At 67.9% G+C, this 18521-nt stretch carries 19 protein-coding genes; 3 read left to right on the forward strand and 16 right to left on the reverse strand.

All coding sequences use genetic code 11. From position 1 onward, the window contains the following. Window positions 1–40: 40 nt before the first annotated feature. The 4 genes from ACI7BZ_RS01795 to ACI7BZ_RS01810 form a co-directional block, all read right to left on the reverse strand. Window positions 41–661: a PadR family transcriptional regulator gene (locus tag ACI7BZ_RS01795; RefSeq protein WP_414115495.1), complete on the reverse strand. Its 621-nt coding sequence runs from the start codon at window positions 659–661 to the stop codon at window positions 41–43. A 240-nt stretch (window positions 662–901) separates the two neighbouring features. Then, complete coding sequence (locus ACI7BZ_RS01800) at window positions 902–1588, reverse strand: ABC transporter ATP-binding protein (RefSeq protein WP_414115496.1); 687 nt, start codon at window positions 1586–1588, stop codon at window positions 902–904. After that, complete coding sequence (locus tag ACI7BZ_RS01805) at window positions 1585–2820, reverse strand: FtsX-like permease family protein (RefSeq protein ID WP_414115497.1); 1236 nt, start codon at window positions 2818–2820, stop codon at window positions 1585–1587. Before ACI7BZ_RS01805 ends, ACI7BZ_RS01800 begins: the two co-directional genes overlap by 4 nt. Further along, on the reverse strand, window positions 2817–3836 hold the full coding sequence (locus ACI7BZ_RS01810) for an efflux RND transporter periplasmic adaptor subunit (protein ID WP_414115498.1): 1020 nt from the start codon (window positions 3834–3836) through the stop codon (window positions 2817–2819). Before ACI7BZ_RS01810 ends, ACI7BZ_RS01805 begins: the two co-directional genes overlap by 4 nt. A 400-nt stretch (window positions 3837–4236) precedes the next feature. Between ACI7BZ_RS01810 and ACI7BZ_RS01815 the strand changes: the two genes are divergently transcribed. The 3 genes from ACI7BZ_RS01815 to ACI7BZ_RS01825 all read left to right on the forward strand — a co-directional run bounded on the left by ACI7BZ_RS01815 (window position 4237) and on the right by ACI7BZ_RS01825 (window position 6045). Continuing rightward, entirely contained in the window at window positions 4237–5226 is a 990-nt protein-coding gene (locus tag ACI7BZ_RS01815; RefSeq protein WP_414115499.1) for a tyrosine recombinase XerC, read from the forward strand. 12 nt (window positions 5227–5238) lie between these two features. Further along, window positions 5239–5679, forward strand: a complete 441-nt coding sequence (locus ACI7BZ_RS01820; RefSeq protein ID WP_414115500.1) for a VOC family protein — start codon at window positions 5239–5241, stop codon at window positions 5677–5679. A 210-nt stretch (window positions 5680–5889) separates the two neighbouring features. Then, window positions 5890–6045, forward strand: a complete 156-nt coding sequence (locus ACI7BZ_RS01825) for a hypothetical protein (protein WP_414115501.1) — start codon at window positions 5890–5892, stop codon at window positions 6043–6045. 128 nt (window positions 6046–6173) lie between these two features. On the opposite strand, the gene lpdA is transcribed toward ACI7BZ_RS01825, so the two are convergent. From lpdA to nifW, 12 genes are all read right to left on the reverse strand, one after another. Then, on the reverse strand, window positions 6174–7577 hold the full coding sequence (gene lpdA / locus ACI7BZ_RS01830) for a dihydrolipoyl dehydrogenase (RefSeq protein ID WP_414115502.1): 1404 nt from the start codon (window positions 7575–7577) through the stop codon (window positions 6174–6176). A 19-nt stretch (window positions 7578–7596) separates the two neighbouring features. Further along, complete coding sequence (locus ACI7BZ_RS01835) at window positions 7597–7881, reverse strand: molybdopterin-guanine dinucleotide biosynthesis protein (protein WP_414115503.1); 285 nt, start codon at window positions 7879–7881, stop codon at window positions 7597–7599. Then, the gene (locus tag ACI7BZ_RS01840; RefSeq protein ID WP_250168733.1) at window positions 7878–8129 is read right to left on the reverse strand and encodes a DUF4160 domain-containing protein; all 252 of its coding nucleotides are present in this window, start codon (window positions 8127–8129) and stop codon (window positions 7878–7880) included. The genes ACI7BZ_RS01835 and ACI7BZ_RS01840 overlap by 4 nt, the downstream gene beginning before the upstream one ends. 2 nt (window positions 8130–8131) lie before the next feature. Beyond that, window positions 8132–8281 carry a hypothetical protein gene (locus ACI7BZ_RS01845; RefSeq protein WP_414115504.1) on the reverse strand — a complete coding sequence of 50 codons (150 nt, stop codon included), beginning with the start codon at window positions 8279–8281 and terminating at the stop codon, window positions 8132–8134. 115 nt (window positions 8282–8396) lie between these two features. Continuing rightward, the gene (odhB, locus tag ACI7BZ_RS01850; protein ID WP_414115505.1) at window positions 8397–9587 is read right to left on the reverse strand and encodes a 2-oxoglutarate dehydrogenase complex dihydrolipoyllysine-residue succinyltransferase; all 1191 of its coding nucleotides are present in this window, start codon (window positions 9585–9587) and stop codon (window positions 8397–8399) included. 30 nt (window positions 9588–9617) lie between these two features. Next, window positions 9618–9941: a YciI family protein gene (locus tag ACI7BZ_RS01855; protein WP_414115506.1), complete on the reverse strand. Its 324-nt coding sequence runs from the start codon at window positions 9939–9941 to the stop codon at window positions 9618–9620. A gap of 9 nt (window positions 9942–9950) precedes the next feature. Continuing rightward, window positions 9951–12905: a 2-oxoglutarate dehydrogenase E1 component gene (locus ACI7BZ_RS01860; protein ID WP_414115507.1), complete on the reverse strand. Its 2955-nt coding sequence runs from the start codon at window positions 12903–12905 to the stop codon at window positions 9951–9953. Window positions 12906–13302: 397 nt separating this feature from the next. Next, window positions 13303–14187 (reverse strand): succinate--CoA ligase subunit alpha, encoded by an 885-nt coding sequence (gene sucD / locus ACI7BZ_RS01865; protein ID WP_414115508.1) that lies wholly within the window; start codon window positions 14185–14187, stop codon window positions 13303–13305. After that, the gene (sucC, locus tag ACI7BZ_RS01870) at window positions 14187–15389 is read right to left on the reverse strand and encodes an ADP-forming succinate--CoA ligase subunit beta (RefSeq protein ID WP_414115509.1); all 1203 of its coding nucleotides are present in this window, start codon (window positions 15387–15389) and stop codon (window positions 14187–14189) included. Before sucC ends, sucD begins: the two co-directional genes overlap by 1 nt. A gap of 254 nt (window positions 15390–15643) precedes the next feature. Beyond that, window positions 15644–16609 (reverse strand): malate dehydrogenase, encoded by a 966-nt coding sequence (mdh, locus tag ACI7BZ_RS01875; RefSeq protein ID WP_414115510.1) that lies wholly within the window; start codon window positions 16607–16609, stop codon window positions 15644–15646. 223 nt (window positions 16610–16832) lie between these two features. Next, window positions 16833–17459: a DUF1003 domain-containing protein gene (locus tag ACI7BZ_RS01880; protein WP_414115511.1), complete on the reverse strand. Its 627-nt coding sequence runs from the start codon at window positions 17457–17459 to the stop codon at window positions 16833–16835. Between the two features lie 697 nt (window positions 17460–18156). Next, window positions 18157–18498 (reverse strand): nitrogenase stabilizing/protective protein NifW, encoded by a 342-nt coding sequence (gene nifW, locus ACI7BZ_RS01885; RefSeq protein WP_414115512.1) that lies wholly within the window; start codon window positions 18496–18498, stop codon window positions 18157–18159. Window positions 18499–18521: the final 23 nt, after the last annotated feature.

An 18521-nucleotide genomic window follows, 5' to 3' on the forward strand; every position in this document is an offset into this window, starting at 1 on the left:
GGCCGGGCCGCCGGGGCGCGAACGCTCCATCACGTCCGCCTCACGCCTCGCGGATGTCGTTGGCCGCGCGGGCGAGGATCTCGACGATGCGGGTCTCCGCGCCACGGTTGGCTTCCAGCTTCTGCTGGGACACGTCGCGCAGGTTCTCCAGGGCGGCTTCCACCAGCCGGGGCAGCTCGGCGCCGTGGCTCGGCCCGTTCTCGCTCCAGCCCATCCACTTGCGCACGCGCCCCATCTTCTGGCCGATCTCGGACAGGCGGCCGAGGATGGCATCCGCCATGTCGCTGTTGTCGGCGAGGTAGGCGCGGCCCTCCTCGGTGATGACATAGCGCTTCTTGGCGCCGTCCGCCTCGGAGGTCACATAGCCCGCCTCCTCCAGGAAGGTGAGGGTGGGATAGACCACGCCCGGGCTGGGCGAATACCAGCCGGCGGTCTTCTCCTCGATCACCTTGATGATCTCATAGCCGTGCCGCGGCTGTTCCGCGATGAGCGACAGGGCCAGCAGCTTCAGGTCCCCCTGCGCCAGCATCCGGCCGATGCGGAACATGTCGCCGCCGCCGCGATGCCCGCGCCCGCCGCCGCCCTGGCGGCCACCCCAATCGCCCCGCCCGCCGCCACCGGCGAAGCGCTGCTCGTTCCAGTCACGCTTGCAACCAAACATCATTCGTCTCCATTGATATATCGTAAGATACAACGACACCGTTTATATCGTTAGATATATCTGGAATGCAAGAGGGGCGCGCAAGTTCCCGCGCCAAGCCGCGCGACGGCCCCGCACAAGCCTCCCCGCCAGTCCGCGCGCCAACCCGGGCCCGGAGCCGGAAAAGGGAAAAGGGAAAAGGAGGATGCGGCCGGCGTGCAGCCTCTGCGCCGGCGGCGCCCGAAGGCCCCGCCCCGGCCTTCAGCCGGCGGCCACGATGCGGCCATCCACGATGCGCACCTGCACATCCGCCTGCGCCGCCAGCGCCATGTCGTGGGTGACGATCACCACCGCGCGCCGCTCCTCGTCCACCAGGCGGCGCAGGATGGCGAACACCTGTTCGGTGGAATGGGTGTCGAGATTGCCCGTGGGCTCGTCGGCCAGGATCACGCTGGGGTCGTTGGCCAGCGCGCGGGCGATGGCGACGCGCTGGCGCTGGCCGCCGGAAAGCTGGTCCGGCCGCTTGTGCGCATGCTCGGCCAGGCCGAGGGAGCCCAGCAAGGCCAGCCCCCGCGCCCGCATGGCATCCTCCGGCAGCCGCTTCAGGGCGCGCATGGGCAGCAGCACGTTTTCCAGCGCCGAGAACTCCGGCAGCAGGAAATGGAACTGGAACACGAAGCCCAGCCGGGAGAGGCGCAGCGCGGCGCGCGCATCCTCGTCGAGCCGGCTCGTCGCCTTCCCCTCCATATAGACCTCCCCGGTGGTGGGCAGGTCCAGAAGGCCGAGCAGGTAGAGCAGGGACGACTTGCCGGACCCCGAAGGCCCGGTGATGGCGATGAAGGCGCCGGGCTCCACCGTCAGGTCGGCATCGGCCACCAGGGTTGCGGGCACCTCGCCGCCGATCACCCGGCTCAGCCGCTCCGCCCGGATGAGCGGCACCGCGCTCACGATGCCCCCCGGATGATGTCCACCGGCTGCACCGCCGCCGCCTTGCGGGCGGGCAGGTAGGCTGCGGTCAGCGAGGCGGTCAGCGCCACCGCCGCCGCAATGGCATAATGGACCGGCGCGTAATGGACCGGCAGGTGGGTGGCATCCATGAACGGGCTTTTGATCTCCACCAGCGACAAGGCGAAGGTGAGCCCATAGCCCAGGGCAAAGCCCAGCATCGTCCCGGCAAGACCGATGACGAAGCCCTCCATCACGAAGATGCGCCGCACCAGAGCGGAGGTGAGGCCCAGGGACTTCAGGATCGCGATGTCCCGCGTCTTCTCGTGGGTGATGGTGGAGATGATGTTGTAGGTGCCGAAGGAGGCCACCAGCAGGATCGCGCCGACCACCATGTACATGATGAGATTGCGCACCTCGAAGGCGGAGAGCAGGTCCTCGTGCGCCTCCTGCCACGACACGGACTTGTAGCCGGTCTCCTCCTCGATGCGCGCGGCGATCTCGCGCGCGCCCATCGCATCCTGCGCCTTGATGCGGATCTCGTTCACCAGGCCGGTCTGGCCCGAGAGGATCTGCGCCGTCTTCAAAAGGACATAGGCCTGGCTGTCGTCGGCGGAGGCGACGCCGGTGTGGGAAAAGGCCACCACGGTGCACAGAAGGGTGTGCCCCAGCCCGCCCGTCACCGACACCACGTTGCCCCGTCGCACCCCCAGCTTGCGCGCCAGCCCGTCCCCCAGAATGATGGCGCTGGACGAGCGGTAGAGATCGGCCAGCGTGCCCTCGCGGATCTGCGTCGGCAGCTTGGAGACCGCCGCCTCGCGCCGGGGGTCCACGCCGATGATGCTGGCGGAGCGGTCGCGCCCGGCGAAGCGCACCACCGCCTTGGCCTGCACCGAAGGCGCCACCGCCCCTTCCACCCAGCCGCCCAGCGCCTCCATGATGGCGAAGGGATTCTTGATGCCCGGGCGGATGGCCTTGGTGGTCAGGCCCTGGATCTCGGCGGCGTCGAACGCCTCGTCCGCCGGCTGGGGGGTGGGGTTGCGCCGCTCGTCGCTGACCAGGATATGGGGCAGCGCATCCACCAGCTGGGCGATGAAATCGCGCTGGGAGCCCTCCATCAGCGCCGCCATCATGATGGAGAAGCCGACCCCCGTGGCCACCCCCAGCACGCCCACCACCGTCTGGCGCACCCGGCTGCGCACATGGGTGAAGGCGATGAAGAAGGACAGGCTCACGGCGCCCCCTCCCCGCGGAGGCGCACGCGCGCACCGTCCTTCAGGGTGGAGGTGGCGGGGCTGGCCACCAGGTCGCCATCCTTCAGGCCAGCCCGCACCTCCACCATGCGGGTGCCGCGGATGCCCTCCTCGATCTTCACCCTGGCGAGCCGCCCCGCCTCCACCCGGAACACCGCGCCGGAAAGCACCGCTTCGGCGGGCACCACCAGCACCCCGTCATGCTCGGCGACGACGATGTTCGCCTCCACGCTCATGCCGATGGCGAGGGGCGTGTCGTCCGGCAGCGCGAGATAGACGCGGAAGGTCTTGTTGACCGGATCGCCCTTGGGGGTGATCTCGGCCACCGTGGCGGGCAGGATGCGGTCCTTGTAGCCGTCGTTGCGCAGCAGCACCTTCTGGCCGGGCCGGACGCGGGGAATGTCGTCCTCGTTCACGTCGGCGACGATGCGCAGGGGCTTCGGCTCGCCGATCCAGATCAGGGCCTCGTCGCCGGTGTTCACCGCAATCTCGCCCACCTCGCCATCCTTGCGCAGCACCACCCCATCCATGGGCGCGCGCAGCTTCAGGTCGTCGATGCGCTTGTTCTGGGCGGCGATGCGGGCCTCGTATTCGCGCAGCTGGGTCACCACCTGCTCGTGGGCGGTCTGGGTTCCGGCCTGCTTGTCCAGCAGCGCCCGCGCCCGCTTCACGTCGCCCTCCAGGCGCTCGCGGCGCGCCTCCATCTCGGCGAGGGCCGCGCGCTCCTCGGAATCGTCGAGGCGTACCAGCACGTCGCCCTTGTTCACCCGCTGCCCCTCGCAATCGCAGATCTCGACGATGCGCTCGCGCTGCAGGGTGGCGATCTTGGCCCAGTGGCGGGGCTCCACCACGCCGGTGGCATAGACGATCTCCGCCGCCGTGCCCGGCCGCACGGCCACCGCGCCGATTTCCACCGGCCGCAGCAGCCACCAATAACCGGCGCCCGAGGCCACCGCGGCGACGAGCAGGACGAGAAGAATGCGGCTGCGGCTGCTCATGCTGACCTGTTACGCTCCCGTGCGCCTGGCGGATTGCAGTTTCCCATTGGTCCGGGCCTGTCGTTGCGCTGGCGCAAGCCCTGGAGCGCGATCCGATCAAATGGACTCGATTTGATCGGTGAATCGCCCCCTCACTTAAGGATAGAGAACGCGTTATCCGACCAGCTTACTTGCAAGCTGATCGGATCGCGCTCTAGTGGATCAACCGAAATGGATGGTTCCCATCCGTTTCGAAAAGTTGATCCACCAGATCAAGGAATTGTGGATCGACCTGGTCGAATCACTTGCCGCCTTCAGGGATTTTGAAGGGGTGGCACGGCTATATAGGGTCTTTCGGCCGCCGCATGTTTCACTTTGCAACATCGTGCAACAGCGCGGGCGCAGCAGCGGAGGGGCCGGCATGGCCATGAGCGACCAGCAGAAGGCGGCGCGCGCCGCCCTCGGCCTTGCGGCTGCGGCCGCGCCGGACGTGGCGCTGGCGGCCGACGCCTGGCTCGCGCGCCTCGCCCATGAGCGGCGGCTTTCCCCCAAGACGATCGAGGCCTATGCCCGCGACCTCTGCGTGGTGCTGACGCGCCTGAAGGACCATCTGGGCGGCCGCCCGGACCTTCCCGCCCTCGCGGCGCTGACGCCGGCGGATGTGCGCGCCGTGCTCGCCACCCGCCGCGCCGATGGCGTCGCCCCGCGCACGCTGGTGCGCCTGCTGGCCGCCGCCCGCTCCTTCGGCCGGCACCTGGAGCGCGAAGGGCTGGGCAAGGTGGGGGCTCTGGCCGCCGTGCGGGCGCCGAAAGTGCCGGCCAGCCTGCCCAAGCCGGTGCCGGTGGACGCCGCCCGGGCCCTCGCCGACCCCGCAACCCGCGCCGGCGAGGATCGCGCCGCCTGGGTGCTGGCACGGGATGCGGCGGTGCTCACCCTGCTCTACGGGGCGGGGCTGCGCATTTCCGAAGCCCTTGGCCTTGCCGCCGGCGAACTGCCGCCGGGCGCCGGGCAGGTGAGGGTGACGGGCAAGGGCAACAAGACGCGCATGGTGCCGCTCATTGCACCCATCCACGCTGCCGTAGCTGAATACCGTAACCTGTGCCCGTTCGTGCTGGCGCCGGCCGCGCCCTTGTTCCGCGGCACCCGGGGCGGCCCGCTCTCGCCCCGCATCGTGCAGGCGGCGGTGGAGCGCATGCGCGGCGCCCTCGGCCTGCCGGATACGGCCACGCCCCACGCCCTGCGCCACTCCTTCGCCACCCATCTCCTGTCGCGGGGCGGGGAGATCCGGGCCATCCAGGAGCTTCTGGGCCACGCCTCCCTCTCCACCACCCAGATCTATACCCAGGTGGATACCGCCGCGCTCATGGCCGCCTACCGGGCGGCGCATCCGCGGGCCACCGGCCGCACCTGAGGGAACAAGGCCATGCCCATTGCACCCGTCCGCCCTGTCTTCGATCACCTGTCCGTCACCACCGTGGACCTGGCGAGGGCGGTGCGCTTCTACGATGCGGTCCTGGCGCCCCTCGGCCTCGCCCGGGTGGCGGACTATGACGAGCCGGAGGGTGCTTCCGCCTGCTGGGGAGCGCCCGGCAGCCTCCCTGCGCCGGAAGGGCTGCCCGGTGCGGCGCCCTTCTGGGTGCAGCTGCGGGAGATTTGCTTCGTGCCGCCGGCGGGAACCCATGTCTGCTTCTGCGCCGGGGACCGGGCGGCGGTTGACGCCTTCCATGCGGCGGGACTGGCAGCGGGCGGCGCCGATTACGGCGCGCCGGGCCTGCGCCCCCACTACGGGCCGGGCTATTATGCCGCCTTCCTGACGGACCCGGACGGCTGGCGCATCGAGGCCGTGACCTACGCCGGCGCATAGGGTCCGGCGAGAGCCGGATCTGCCCAGGCTGAAACACCTCGGCGATTCAGCGGCAAAGTGCAGCGGGGCAAGTCATCGATACGGGACGGCGACGCTCAAGCGTGCGCGCGATCGTGATGGCGCGTGGCAAGCCGCGGGGGTTCGCGGCGGCGGTCGGCCGTGGCTTAATCCAATGGTGAGCCAGCACCACATTGGACCCGGGAGAAACAGATGAAGCGGATTGCCTTCACCGTGTGCGCCCTTACGGTTCTTGCCGCCACCGCACCCGCCTTCGCCGGCGGCAGCGGATGCGCAGGCATGACCAACGCCTCGTCCGGCACGCCCACCACCACCGCCAGCACGCCGACGCCCCAGAAGGGCGGCTGACCGGCCGTCTCCGGCAGGGACCGCAAGCCCGTTCGAGCAACGCACCTTCGGCCGGGGCCCCTGCGATCCGCTTTCCTCCGGCCAGTTCCCTCCGGCCCGGCCGGAGCGTCCTGGCCGGAGGGCTTCCCTCACATGTGGATGGCGCGCTTCTCCACGGCCATGGCCGCCTCCTTCACCGCTTCCGAGCGGGTGGGATGAGCGTGGCAGGTGCGGGCGAGGTCTTCCGACGAGCCGCCGAACTCCATCAGCACCGCGCATTCGTGGATCATCTCGCCGGCCTCGGGGCCGATGATGTGGGCGCCCAGCACCTTGTCGGTGGCGGCGTCGGCGATGATCTTCACGAAGCCGTCGGTGGTGTTGTTCACCTTGGTGCGGCCGTTGGCGGTGAAGGGGAACTTGCCGACCTTGTAGGCGACGCCCGCGGCCTTCAGGTCATCCTCGGTCTTGCCGACGGAGGCGACCTCCGGGAAGGTGTAGACCACGCCGGGGATCACGTCATAGTTCACGTGGCCGGCCTTGCCCGCCAGCAGTTCCGCCAGCGCCACGCCCTCGTCCTCGGCCTTGTGGGCGAGCATGGGGCCGACGATCACGTCGCCGATGGCATAGATGCCGGGCACGTTGGTGGCGAAGTGGTGGTCGGTGACCACGCGGCCGCGCGCATCCTTGGCGACGCCCGCCTCCTCCAGCCCGAGGCCGGCGGTGTAGGGAATGCGGCCGATGGCGACCAGCACCACGTCCGCTTCCAGCACTTCGGCGGCACCGCCGGCGGCGGGCTCCACCGACACCTTCAGGGTCTTGCCCTTGGTGTCCACGCCGGTGACCTTGGTGCCGAGCTTGAAGGCGAAGCCCTGCTTGTCGAGGATGCGCTGGAAGCTCTTGGCCACGTCCGAATCCATGCCGGGCAGGATACGGTCGAGGAATTCCACCACGGTGACCTGCGCGCCCAGGCGCCGCCACACCGAGCCCAGCTCCAGGCCGATGACGCCCGCGCCCACCACCACCAGCTTGCCCGGAACCTTGGGCAGCTTCAGCGCGCCGGTGGAGGAGACGATGCGCTCCTCGTCGATGGCGACGCCCGGCAGCGGGGCGACGTCGGAGCCGGTGGCGATGACGATGTTCTTCGTCTCCAGCACCTCGACCTTGCCGTCGGCATTGAGGGTGACTTCCACCTTGCCGGCGCCGAGGATCTTCCCCGCGCCCATGTAGACGTCCACCTTGTTCTTCTTCAAAAGGAACTCGACGCCCTTGACGTTGCCGTCCACGCCCCGGTCCTTGAAGGCCAGCATGGCGGGAAGGTCGAGGGTGGGCGCGGGCACACCGATGCCCATCTCGCCGAACTTGTGGCCCGCCTCCTCGAACAGCTCGGAGGCATAGAGCAGGGCCTTGGAGGGGATGCAGCCCACGTTCAGGCAGGTGCCGCCATGGGTGCCGCGCTTCTCCACCACCGCGACCTTGAGGCCGAGCTGGGCCGCGCGGATGGCGCACACATAGCCGCCGGGGCCGGTGCCGATGACGATGAGATCGTAGGACATGGTTTCCTCAAGTCAGGTATCACTCGGCCGCGGGACGGTCGGCAAGGGCCTCCGCCTCGAACCGCAGGGCGTCGGCGCAGAAGTCGATCTCCTCGCCGTCTGGGCAGATCCATTCGAGGCTCGATCCGCCCGAGCCCACATGGGCAGTGGCGAAGAAAGCCGGATCGGAAAGGGGGCGGGTTGCCTCGCCCCAGGCGAATTTCTCTGAGAAGTCCAGGGTTGCGGAATAGCCATCCGCATAGGTCAGCCGCACCAGCGGAAAGCGGGGCACATCAACCGAGACGATGGTGTTTCCGAGCTTCATCCGATCTTCCCCGGCGACTGGCGCACTACGGCCTTCTTCCAGCAGGTCACCAATTCGTCTTCATGGGCCTTGGCCCAATCCAGAACCGCCCTCAATTTGGGGGCGGGCAGCGATCCTTCCAAGACATCCCAGCTGTTCAGCGCGATCAAGGCCTGATGCTCGGCGAACCGGGCGTGGAAGTGGGGCGGCGGGTGATCGCTGAAGAAGAACTGGATGGTCACGCCCTCCACAATGGCGACGGTCGGCATTCTCATGTCCGTTCGGGTGGAGGATCAGCTGGAATGAGGCGCTCGACCACAATCAGGAAGACCAGTCCCAATACCACCGCGCCGGCGAAGAGAACGAAAGCCCAGAATTGCTCGGGGAAGCTCTGGCCCATCATCAGCCCCGGACTGGCCATGACGATCTCGAACGCCCGTCCCCCGAAGCCCCCGCTGAACGCCGCGCAGATCGCGCCCGCATAGGCGAGGAAGAGGATGGCCAGACGCTTCCAGGCCTGGCCATCCCCCAGATCCTCACAGATCCAGCACGAGCCGCGCCGGGTCCTCCAGGGTCTCCTTCACACGCACCAGGAAGGTCACGGCCTCGCGGCCGTCGACGATGCGGTGGTCGTAGGAGAGGGCAAGGTACATCATCGGGCGGATCACCACCTGGCCCTTGATGGCCACCGGGCGATCCTCGATGCGGTGCATGCCGAGGATGCCCGACTGCGGTGCGTTGAGGATGGGGGTGGACATCAGCGAGCCGTAGATGCCGCCGTTGGTGATGGTGAAGGTGCCGCCCTGCATCTCCTCGATGCCGAGCTTGCCGTCACGCGCCTTGCGGCCGTAGCCGGCGATGGCCTTCTCGATGTCGGCGACCGACATGAGGTCGGCGTCGCGCACCACCGGAACCACGAGGCCCTTCTCGGTGCCCACCGCGATACCGATGTTGTAGTAGTTCTTGTAGACGAGATCCTGGCCATCGATCTCGGCGTTCACCGCCGGGATGTCCTTCAGCGCCGCAATCACCGCCTTGGTGAAGAAGCCCATGAAGCCGAGCTTGGTGCCGTGCTTCTTCTCGAACGCATCCTTGAACTGGCTGCGCAGGCTCATCACGGCGGTCATGTCCACGTCGTTGAACGTGGTGAGCATGGCGGCGGTGTTCTGCGCATCCTTCAGGCGCCGCGCGATGGTCTGGCGCAGCTTGGTCATCTTCACCCGCTCCTCGCGGGCGGCGTCGGTGGGCGCCGCAGCAGCGCCGGCGGCGATGGCGGCCAGCATGTCGCCCTTGGTGACACGGCCGTCCTTGCCGGAGCCGGACACGTCCGCCGGGTTCACGCCGCTCTCGGCGGCGATGCGGCCCACCGCCGGGCCATTGGCGCCGGAAGCGGCAGCCGCCGGGGCGGCGACGGGCGCGGGGGCAGGCGCCACGGGCGCCGCAGCGGCGGGGGCGGCGGCAGGCGCGGGAGCGGCGGCGGCAGCACCGGCACCGGCGGTGATGGCGCCCAGCAGGGCGCCGACGCCCACGGTGTCGCCATCCTTGGCGACGATCTCGGCCAGCACGCCGGAGGTGGGCGCGGGCACCTCGACCGTCACCTTGTCGGTCTCGAGCTCCACCAGAGGCTCATCGGCCTTGACGGCATCGCCGGGCTTCTTGAACCACTTGCCGATGGTCGCCTCGGTAACGGACTCGCCCAGGGTGGGCACGCGGATCTCGGTGGTCATTGCGTTCGCCCCTTTTGGGGCCTCCCTCAGCTATTCGGCAGGGGCCGGGCTCGGTGCCCGGCGCTGGATGAGCGACAGAATGGGCATCACCTTATAGGAAAAGCCCAGGTTCGCCCGGATGACAGGATCTTCAGCGACGAGGCGGGCGGCCCCGGCCTCGTCGTCCACCTCCACCACCGCCATGCCCCAGATCCCGGACGGATCAGCCACCGGCCCCACGGCGAGGGCGCGGCCGGCATCGGCCTCGCCCTGCCAGAAGGCGGTGTGGGCGAGCATGGCGTCCATCTCCGCCGCGGTGGCATCCTGCGGGAAGCCCGGGCGCGGCGGCGAGAGGCGGAGGAGGAAGTGGGCCATGGCTCGACCTCAGCCCAGAGCTTCGTCGAGGAAGGCCTTGAGCTGCGCCATGTGCTTGGACATGAGGCCGGTGGCGGTAGCGGCGGAGGCGGGACGGCCGGCGTAGCGCGGCCGCCTGGCCGTGCCGCCCACCTGCTCCAGCACCCATTCCAGGTAGGGCTGAACGAAGGCCCAGGCCCCCTGGTTCTTCGGCTCTTCCTGGCACCAGACCACCTCGGCGCCCTTGAAGCGGGACAGCTCCTGCGCCAGCGTCTTGAGCGGGAAGGGATAGAGCTGCTCCACCCGCATCAGGTAGACGTCGGTGACGCCGCGCTTCTCGCGCTCCTCCAGCAGGTCGTAATAGACCTTGCCGGTGCACAGCACGACCCGGCGGATCTTCGCATCCGGAACCAGCTTGATGCCATCGGCGGTGGGGTGCGACTGGGCGTCGTCCCACAGCACCCGATGGAACGAGGTGCCCGCCACCATGTCCGACAGGGACGAAACCGCCCGCTTGTGGCGCAGCAGTGATTTCGGCGTCATCAGGATCAGCGGCTTGCGGAACTCGCGCTTCAGCTGCCGGCGCAGGATGTGGAAGTAGTTGGCCGGGGTGGAGCAGTTCGCCACCTGCATGTTGTCCTCGGCGCAGAGCTGCAGGTAGCGTTCGAGGCGGGCGGAGGAGTGCTCCGGCCCCTGGCCCTCATAGCCGTGCGGCAGCAGGCAGACGAGGCCGGACATGCGCAGCCACTTGCGCTCGCCCGAGGAGATGAACTGGTCGAACAGCACCTGCGCGCCGTTGGCGAAGTCGCCGAACTGCGCTTCCCAGAGCACCAGGGTGTTGGGCTCGGAGAGGGTATAGCCATATTCGAAGCCCAGCACCGCCTCTTCCGAGAGCATCGAATTGATGACCTCGTACTTGGCCTGCGTCTGCGAGAGATGGTTGAAGGGCTTGTAGCGGGCCTCGGTCTCCTGGTCGGTCAGCACCGAATGGCGCTGGGAGAAGGTGCCGCGCTCCACGTCCTGGCCGGAGAGGCGAACCGGGTTGCCCTCCAGCATGAGCGAGCAGAAGGCCAGCGCCTCGCCGGTCGCCCAGTCGATGCCCGAACCTTCCTCGATGGCCTTCTTGCGGTTGTCGAGGAAGCGCTGGATGGTGCGGTGGACGTTGAAGCCCTCCGGCACCTTGGTGATCTTCTCGCCGATGGCCTTCAGGGTGTCCACGGCCACGCCGGTGTTGCCCCGGCGCGGATCGTCATCCTCCTGGATGGCTTTGAAGCCGGCCCAGCGGCCGTCCAGCCAGTCGGCCTTGTTGGGCTTGTAGGCCTGGCCGGCCTCGTATTCCGCTTCCAGCCGGTCGCGCCACGCGGTGCGCATGGTGTCCAGCTCGCCGGCGGTGACCACGCCCTCGGCTTCCAGCTTCCGGCCGTAGAGTTCGAGCACGCTCGGGTGCTGGCGGATCACCTTGTACATCTTCGGCTGGGTGAAGGCCGGCTCGTCGCCCTCATTGTGGCCGAAGCGCCGGTAGCAGAACATGTCGATGACCACCGGCTTGTGGAAGCGCTGGCGGAACTCGGTCGCCACCTTGGCGCAGAACACCACGGATTCCGGGTCGTCGCCATTGCAGTGGAAGATCGGCGCCTCGATCATCTTCGCCACATCCGAGGGATAGGGCGAGGAGCGCGAGTAGCGCGGATTGGTGGTGAAGCCGATCTGGTTGTTGATGATGAAGTGGATCGAACCGCCGGTGCGATGCCCCTTCAGGCCGCTGAGGCCGAGGCACTCGGCCACCACGCCCTGGCCGGCGAAGGCGGCGTCGCCGTGCAGCAGCAGCGGCAGCACCTTGGTGCGCTCGGTGTCGCCCAGCTGGTCCTGCTTGGCGCGCGCCTTGCCCAGCACCACGGGATCGACGATCTCCAGGTGCGACGGGTTGGCGGTCAGCGACAAATGGACCTTGTTGTTGTCGAACTCGCGGTCCGACGAGGCGCCGAGGTGGTACTTCACGTCGCCCGAGCCTTCCACGTCGTCGGGGGCCCAGGAGCCGCCCTTGAACTCGTGGAACAGGGCGCGGTGCGGCTTGCCCATCACCTGGGTCAGCACGTTCAGGCGGCCGCGATGGGCCATGCCGAACACGATGTCCTTCACGCCGAGATTGCCGCCGCGCTTGATGATCTGCTCCAGCGCCGGAATCAGGCTCTCGCTGCCGTCGAGGCCGAAACGCTTGGTGCCGGTGTACTTGACGTCGAGATACTTCTCGAAGCCCTCGGCCTCCACCAGCTTGTTGAGGATGGCGCGCTTGCCCTCGCGGGTGAAGGTCACCTCCTTGTCCGGGCCCTCGATGCGCTCCTGGATCCAGGCCTTCTCCTCGGGCGAGGAGATGTGCATGAACTCGACGCCAATGGACGCGCAATAGGTCCGGCGCAGGATGGCGACCATCTGGCGGACGGTGGCGAACTCCATGCCCAGCACGTGGTCGATGAAGATCTTGCGGTCGAGGTCGGCCTCATAGAAGCCGTAGGAGGCCGGATCGAGCTCCGGCGCCTCGCGGGCCGGGGTGAGGTTCAGCGGGTCGAGATTGGCATGCAGGTGACCGCGCATGCGATAGGCGCGGATCATCATCAGCGCCTTCACGGAATCGCGGCTCGCCTGCTGCACCTCGGCTGCGGAAAACTCCGCGCCGGACTTCTGCGCCTTGGCCTTCACCTTCTCCGTGATGGCCTTTTCGACCTCGATCCACTGCCCGTCCATGGCCGAGACCAGCTCGCCATTGGCGTGCACGGGCCAGTGCGGCTTCTTCCAGGAAGCGCCGCGGGCATTGTCGATCACCTGCCGGGGATCGTCCTTCAGCGCTGCGAAGAAGGCCTGCCATTCCGCGCTGACCGAATTCGGATCGGCTTCGTAGCGGGCGTAGAGATCCTCGATCCAGGCCGCATTCGCGCCATAGAGGAAGGAGGTGGAGAGGAAAACGTCGTTCTGTTCCGCGCGCGACATGGGCTTCTTCCCGGATGGTCGATGGCGCCTCGCCTTCCTTCAGCGCATTTTACGCTGAAAATGAAGCCCCAAAGACCGCTCGTCTGCCACAAATCCGGCGTCCGGCGGGGGCCGGGCGCCCTTTCACCCCTGCGAGGCTCGTGGCGGCCTTCGGCAGAGGTGCTCGACAACCTTTAGATGGGATGCGCCGAGGCCTAGCGGTAGGCCATGTGGCGCCGTCCCCGAACCGCGCTCGCCAGTCGCCGAACTTCATGGCGATTGCGCGGCGGCCTTCCGCATTCCGCCCACCGGCCAGGGCCGTCTGCCCTCGCCGGTGGAGAAGCGGCGGCCCGAATGGACCACCGCCCCCATCGCGGAAACGTTACCTCCGCCCGGAACCGGGCGAAGGCACAGCCGATCAGCCCTTCAGCACGTCCACCAGGGTCTTGCCGAGGCGGGCCGGGGAGGGCGACACGCGGATGCCCGCCGCCTCCATGGCCGCGATCTTGTCCTCGGCGCCGCCCTTGCCGCCGGAGATGATGGCGCCCGCATGGCCCATGCGGCGGCCGGGAGGCGCCGTGCGGCCGGCGATGAAGCCCACCATCGGCTTCTTGCGGCCCTTCTTGGCTTCGTCGGCGATGAACTGCGCCGCCTCTTCCTCCGCCGAGCCGCCGATCTCGCCGATCATGATGATCGATTGCGTCTTCGGATCACCTAAGAACATCTCCAGCACATCGATGAACTCGGTGCCCTTCACCGGGTCGCCGCCGATGCCCACCGCCGAGGTCTGGCCCAGCCCCTCCTGCGAGGTCTGGAACACCGCCTCGTAGGTCAGCGTGCCCGAGCGCGACACCACGCCCACCGAGCCCTTCTTGAAGATGTTGGCCGGCATGATGCCGATCTTCGATTCTCCCGCGGTGACGATGCCGGGGCAATTGGGGCCGATGAGGCGCGACTTCGAGCCCGAAAGCGCCCGCTTCACCTTCACCATGTCCAGCACCGGGATGCCTTCGGTGATGCAGACGATGAGCGGGATTTCCGCGTCGATGGCTTCCAGGATGGCATCGGCCGCACCGGGCGGCGGCACATAGATGACCGAGGCGTCCGCCCCGGTCTTCTCCTTGGCCTCGATCACGGTGTCGAACACCGGCAGGCCGAGGTGGGTGGAGCCGCCCTTGCCCGGCGAGGTGCCGCCGACCATCTTGGTGCCATAGATGATGGCCTGTTCCGCATGGAACGTGCCGTTCTTGCCGGTGAAGCCCTGGGTGATGACACGGGTGTTGGCATCGATGAGCACGGACATCACGCAGCTTCCTTCTTCACGGCGGCGACGATCTTCTGCGCCGCGTCATCCAGATCATCGGCCGGGATCACGTTCAGACCGGACTCACGGATGATCTTCTTGCCTTCTTCCACGTTGGTGCCTTCGAGGCGCACCACCAGCGGGACCTGCAGGCCCACCGCCGTCACCGCCGCCAGCACGCCGCGCGCGATCACGTCGCACTTCATGATGCCGCCGAAGATGTTCACCAGGATGCCCTTCACATTGGGGTCCGCGGTGATGATCTTGAATGCTGCCGTCACCTTCTCCTCGGTGGCGCCGCCGCCCACGTCGAGGAAGTTGGCCGGGCTCTCGCCATAGAGCTTGATGATGTCCAGCGTGGCCATGGCCAGGCCGGCGCCGTTCACCATGCAGCCGATGGTGCCTTCGAGGGCGATGTAGGCGAGGTCGTACTTGGAGGCCTCGATTTCCTTCTCGTCCTCTTCCGTCAGGTCGCGCAGCTCGGCGAGCTCGGGATGGCGGAACAGCGCGTTGGAATCGAAGGTCACCTTGGCGTCGAGCACGCGCAGCTGGCCGTCCTTGGTGACGATCAGCGGGTTGATCTCGAGCATGGCCATGTCGGTATCGACGAAGGCGGTGTAGAGCACCTGGGCGAGCTTGCCGGCCTGCTTGGCCAGGTCGCCGGAAAGGCCGAGGGCCTGGGCGATCTTGCGGCCGTGGAAGCCCTGCACGCCGGTCACCGGGTCCACCGAGAAGGTCACGATCTTCTCAGGGGTGGAATGGGCCACTTCCTCGATGTCCATGCCGCCTTCGGTGGAAACCACGAAGGCAACGTGAGAGGTGGCACGATCCACCAGCAGGGAGATGTAGAACTCCTTCTCGATGTCGGAGCCATCTTCCAGATACAGGCGGTTCACCTGCTTGCCGGCCGGGCCGGTCTGGATGGTGACGAGGGTGTTGCCGAGCATCTGGGAGACGAATTCCTTCACCTCCTCGATGGACTTGGCGAGGCGCACGCCGCCCTTCTCGCCGGCGGCGGCTTCCTTGAACTTGCCCTTGCCGCGGCCGCCCGCATGAATCTGGGACTTCACGACCCAGAGCGGGCCGCCGAGTTCCTTGGCGGCCGCCTCCGCCTCTTCCACCTTCAGCACCGGTACGCCGCGCGAGACCGGCGCGCCGTATTTCTTCAGGAGCGCCTTGGCCTGGTACTCGTGAATATTCATCTCTGCGTCCCTCAAGGGTTGCGAACTGCCCCTTCCCCCCAGAAGCGGCCGCCGCCCGTGCCGCGCGCCAGGCGCGCGGTGACGGGAAGGGGTCGCCTCCACCCGCAGAGAGGACCCGGCATCTTTCAGGCGATCCACCGGACCGCGCAAAGACCCCCGAGCCCCGAGGAGGGGAGCATTCGTCTCCTTCACCTCGCCGGTCGATCAGCCGGCACGAAAACGACGCCCCTCACGGTGCGCCGCCACTGTCGAGATCACTTCCCGAGGCCGGGTGCGATCTTCACGCAGGCCTCCACCAGTCCTTCGACGGCGGCGACCGACTTTTCAAACATGGCGCGCTCCGCCCGGTCGAGATCGACCTCGGCGATGCGCTCCACACCACGGGCGCCGATCACGGCCGGCACGCCCACGTAGATATCCCTGAAGCCATACTCGCCATCGAGCCGCGCGGCGACGGGCAAAAGGCGCTTCTTGTCCTTCAGATAGCTCTCGGCCATGGCGATGGCGGACACCGCCGGCGCATAGAAGGCCGAGCCGGACCGCAGCAGGTTGACGATCTCCGCCCCGCCGTCGCGGGTGCGCTGGACGATGGCGGCCACGCGCTCCTCGCTGGTCCAGCCCATGCGGATGAGATCGGGAACGGGAATGCCACCCACGGTGGAATACCGCACCAGGGGCACCATCGCGTCGCCGTGGCCGCCCATGACGAAGGCGGTCACGTCTTCCACCGACACGCCGAACTCCTCGGCGAGGAAATAGCGGAAGCGGGCGGAATCGAGCACGCCCGCCATGCCCACCACCTTCTCCGGCGGCAGGCCGCTGGTGCGCTGCAGCGCCCACACCATGGCGTCGAGCGGATTGGTGATGCAGATGACGAAAGCGTCCGGCGCATATTTGCGGATGCCGGCGCCCACCTGCTCCATCACCTTCAAATTGATGGCCAGGAGATCGTCGCGGCTCATGCCCGGCTTGCGCGGCACCCCGGCGGTGACGATCACCACGGCGGCGCCGGCAATGGCGTCATAACTGTGCACGCCCTCGAATGCGGCATCGAAACCGGCCACCGGCGCGAGCTGGGCAAGGTCCAGCGCCTTGCCCTCGGGGACGCCTTCGGCGACATCGAACAGCACGATATCGCCCAGCTCCTTCAGCCCGGCGAGAAGGGCGAGCGTGCCGCCGATCTGTCCGGCCCCGATGAGGGCGATCTTGTTGCGGGCCATCCCAAGTCCCCGGATACCGACCTGGGGCGGGGCGCATGAGACGAGCCGCCGCAGGAAACGAGCGGCGCTTGACTACTCCCATCCGAGGAGGGGTTCAAGCCGGCCGCACTGCACAAATAGTGGGAGACGACGGGTATTTGCCCGGGAATCCAGCGGGTTTCGCGCGATTTACCTCTGATTTCGCGCCATGCGGAAAACCATTCCGCCTGATGGACGCATGGAGCTACCGCTTGCCGCCGCTCATGGCTTCCAGGAGGTCGATCTGTATTTCCTGGATCTGGGCCAGGCGCTCCCACTGCTGGGTCAGCAGGTGGTCGAGCTTCTCATGCAGATGGCGGATTTCAAGCTCGGCCTTCAGATTGATCTTGAAATCGTTCTCCGCCCGCAGCCGGTCCCGCGCCTCCAGCCGCTTCTGGCTCATCATGATCACCGGCGCCTGGATGGCGGCCAGGCACGACAGGACGAGGTTGAGCAGGATGAAGGGATAGGGATCGAACCGGCCGCTTCCGGCCGCGACCAGGTTGAACACGATCCAGCCGACCAGAAAGCCGGCAAAGGCGCCGATGAAAGACCAGCTGCCGCCGAAGCGGGAGAGGTTGTCGGCCATGCGGTCACCGAAGGTGCGGCGGCTTTCGAACGAGCGCTCCACGTCCTCCGCCAGGGTTTCGTGGGCGGCCAGGCTCTCCACCACCTCCCTTTCGAGGCGCCCCAGCTCGCCGTGCTCCTTTTCCAGGAGGCGGGTGATGAAGCCGGCCCGCAGGGTGGCGAGGTCGTCGTGGCAGAGCAGGCTGCCGGCGGTCAGCTCCGCATGCCGCTCGCAGGCGAAGGCCGCCAGGGGCGGACGCAGCATGGAGAAAGGCAGGAGTTGCGATTGCGGAAACACGCGGCCGCAGATTGCGCAGGGAAAGCGGTGGGCCGCCTTGCCATGGCCACCCCGGCTGCCCGGAGCCGGCCCGGGACCCGGCTCCCTCATGTACTCCGGCCCTGTGTCCCGCGGCCTCGGGCCGCCGTGTCCTGCGCCGTCGTGTCCCGCACCATCGTCCGCTGCCGCCATCGCGCCCTCCGCGCGCCATTGCCCGCGCCGGCCATCAGAGGGGCAAAGAGACAGCAGCTCAAGCGCGATGGTCGATGATCTGGCAGGGGGTCGAGGGGGACGGGCGCAATCCTGTCCGCAAGCGGGGGCTCATGCCCTCCGCCACCGCAGCAGCGGCGCTGCGGCTTTGGAAAATCTGCCCTCCCCCCGCACACGGCCGAGCGACCAGCCGAATGAAAAAATAAAAAAGACCGAAAGTTCAACAAACAATCAGCGGGGAGAGGGCAGCCGGCCGGAAGGCGAGAGCCTCCCGGCGGGAGTGGGTGGTCCAGGGCGCAGACCCGCCGGCCGGAACGGCACGGCAGGGCGACGCGCACCCGCACAGCGGAAAGGCTCCCGCCCCGATTACGGGCGCACAGCCATTTCCCTCCCGGGCCGGCGAGCGGTCAAAGCCGCACCGGCCCGGATAACGCAATCTGGTGGCCCGCCGCGCCCACAAGTGGGCGGCGCGGCTTCAGCTTCCGGTGGTCAGCGTGGCGAGGGGCACGAAGGCGGGCTTCGGGCCCGGCGCCGGCGGCCGGTTCGGATCGTGCTCCTTCAGCACCTTGAAGACGCGCTCGGCCATGGGATTGGACTTGATGAAGTCCGCATAGGCCTGGGCGAGCATGGATTGTGCCGCGGCGAAGATCTCTTCCTCGCTCATCCCGTCAAATTCGGCGGACACCAGGTACTGCCCCATCCGCCGCAGGATGTGGAGGCGCAGCACCTGCAACACCTCGGGCTGATATTCCACCTGGAGCAGATCGAAGAATTCTTCGGCGCTGGAGAGGGACTTCAGCTTTTCGACTACGGACATTGCGACCTCCACTCCTCTATCTT

Origin of the sequence: Xanthobacter sp. AM11 (genome assembly GCF_047444035.1) — a bacterium.
Classification (GTDB): domain Bacteria; phylum Pseudomonadota; class Alphaproteobacteria; order Rhizobiales; family Xanthobacteraceae; genus Xanthobacter.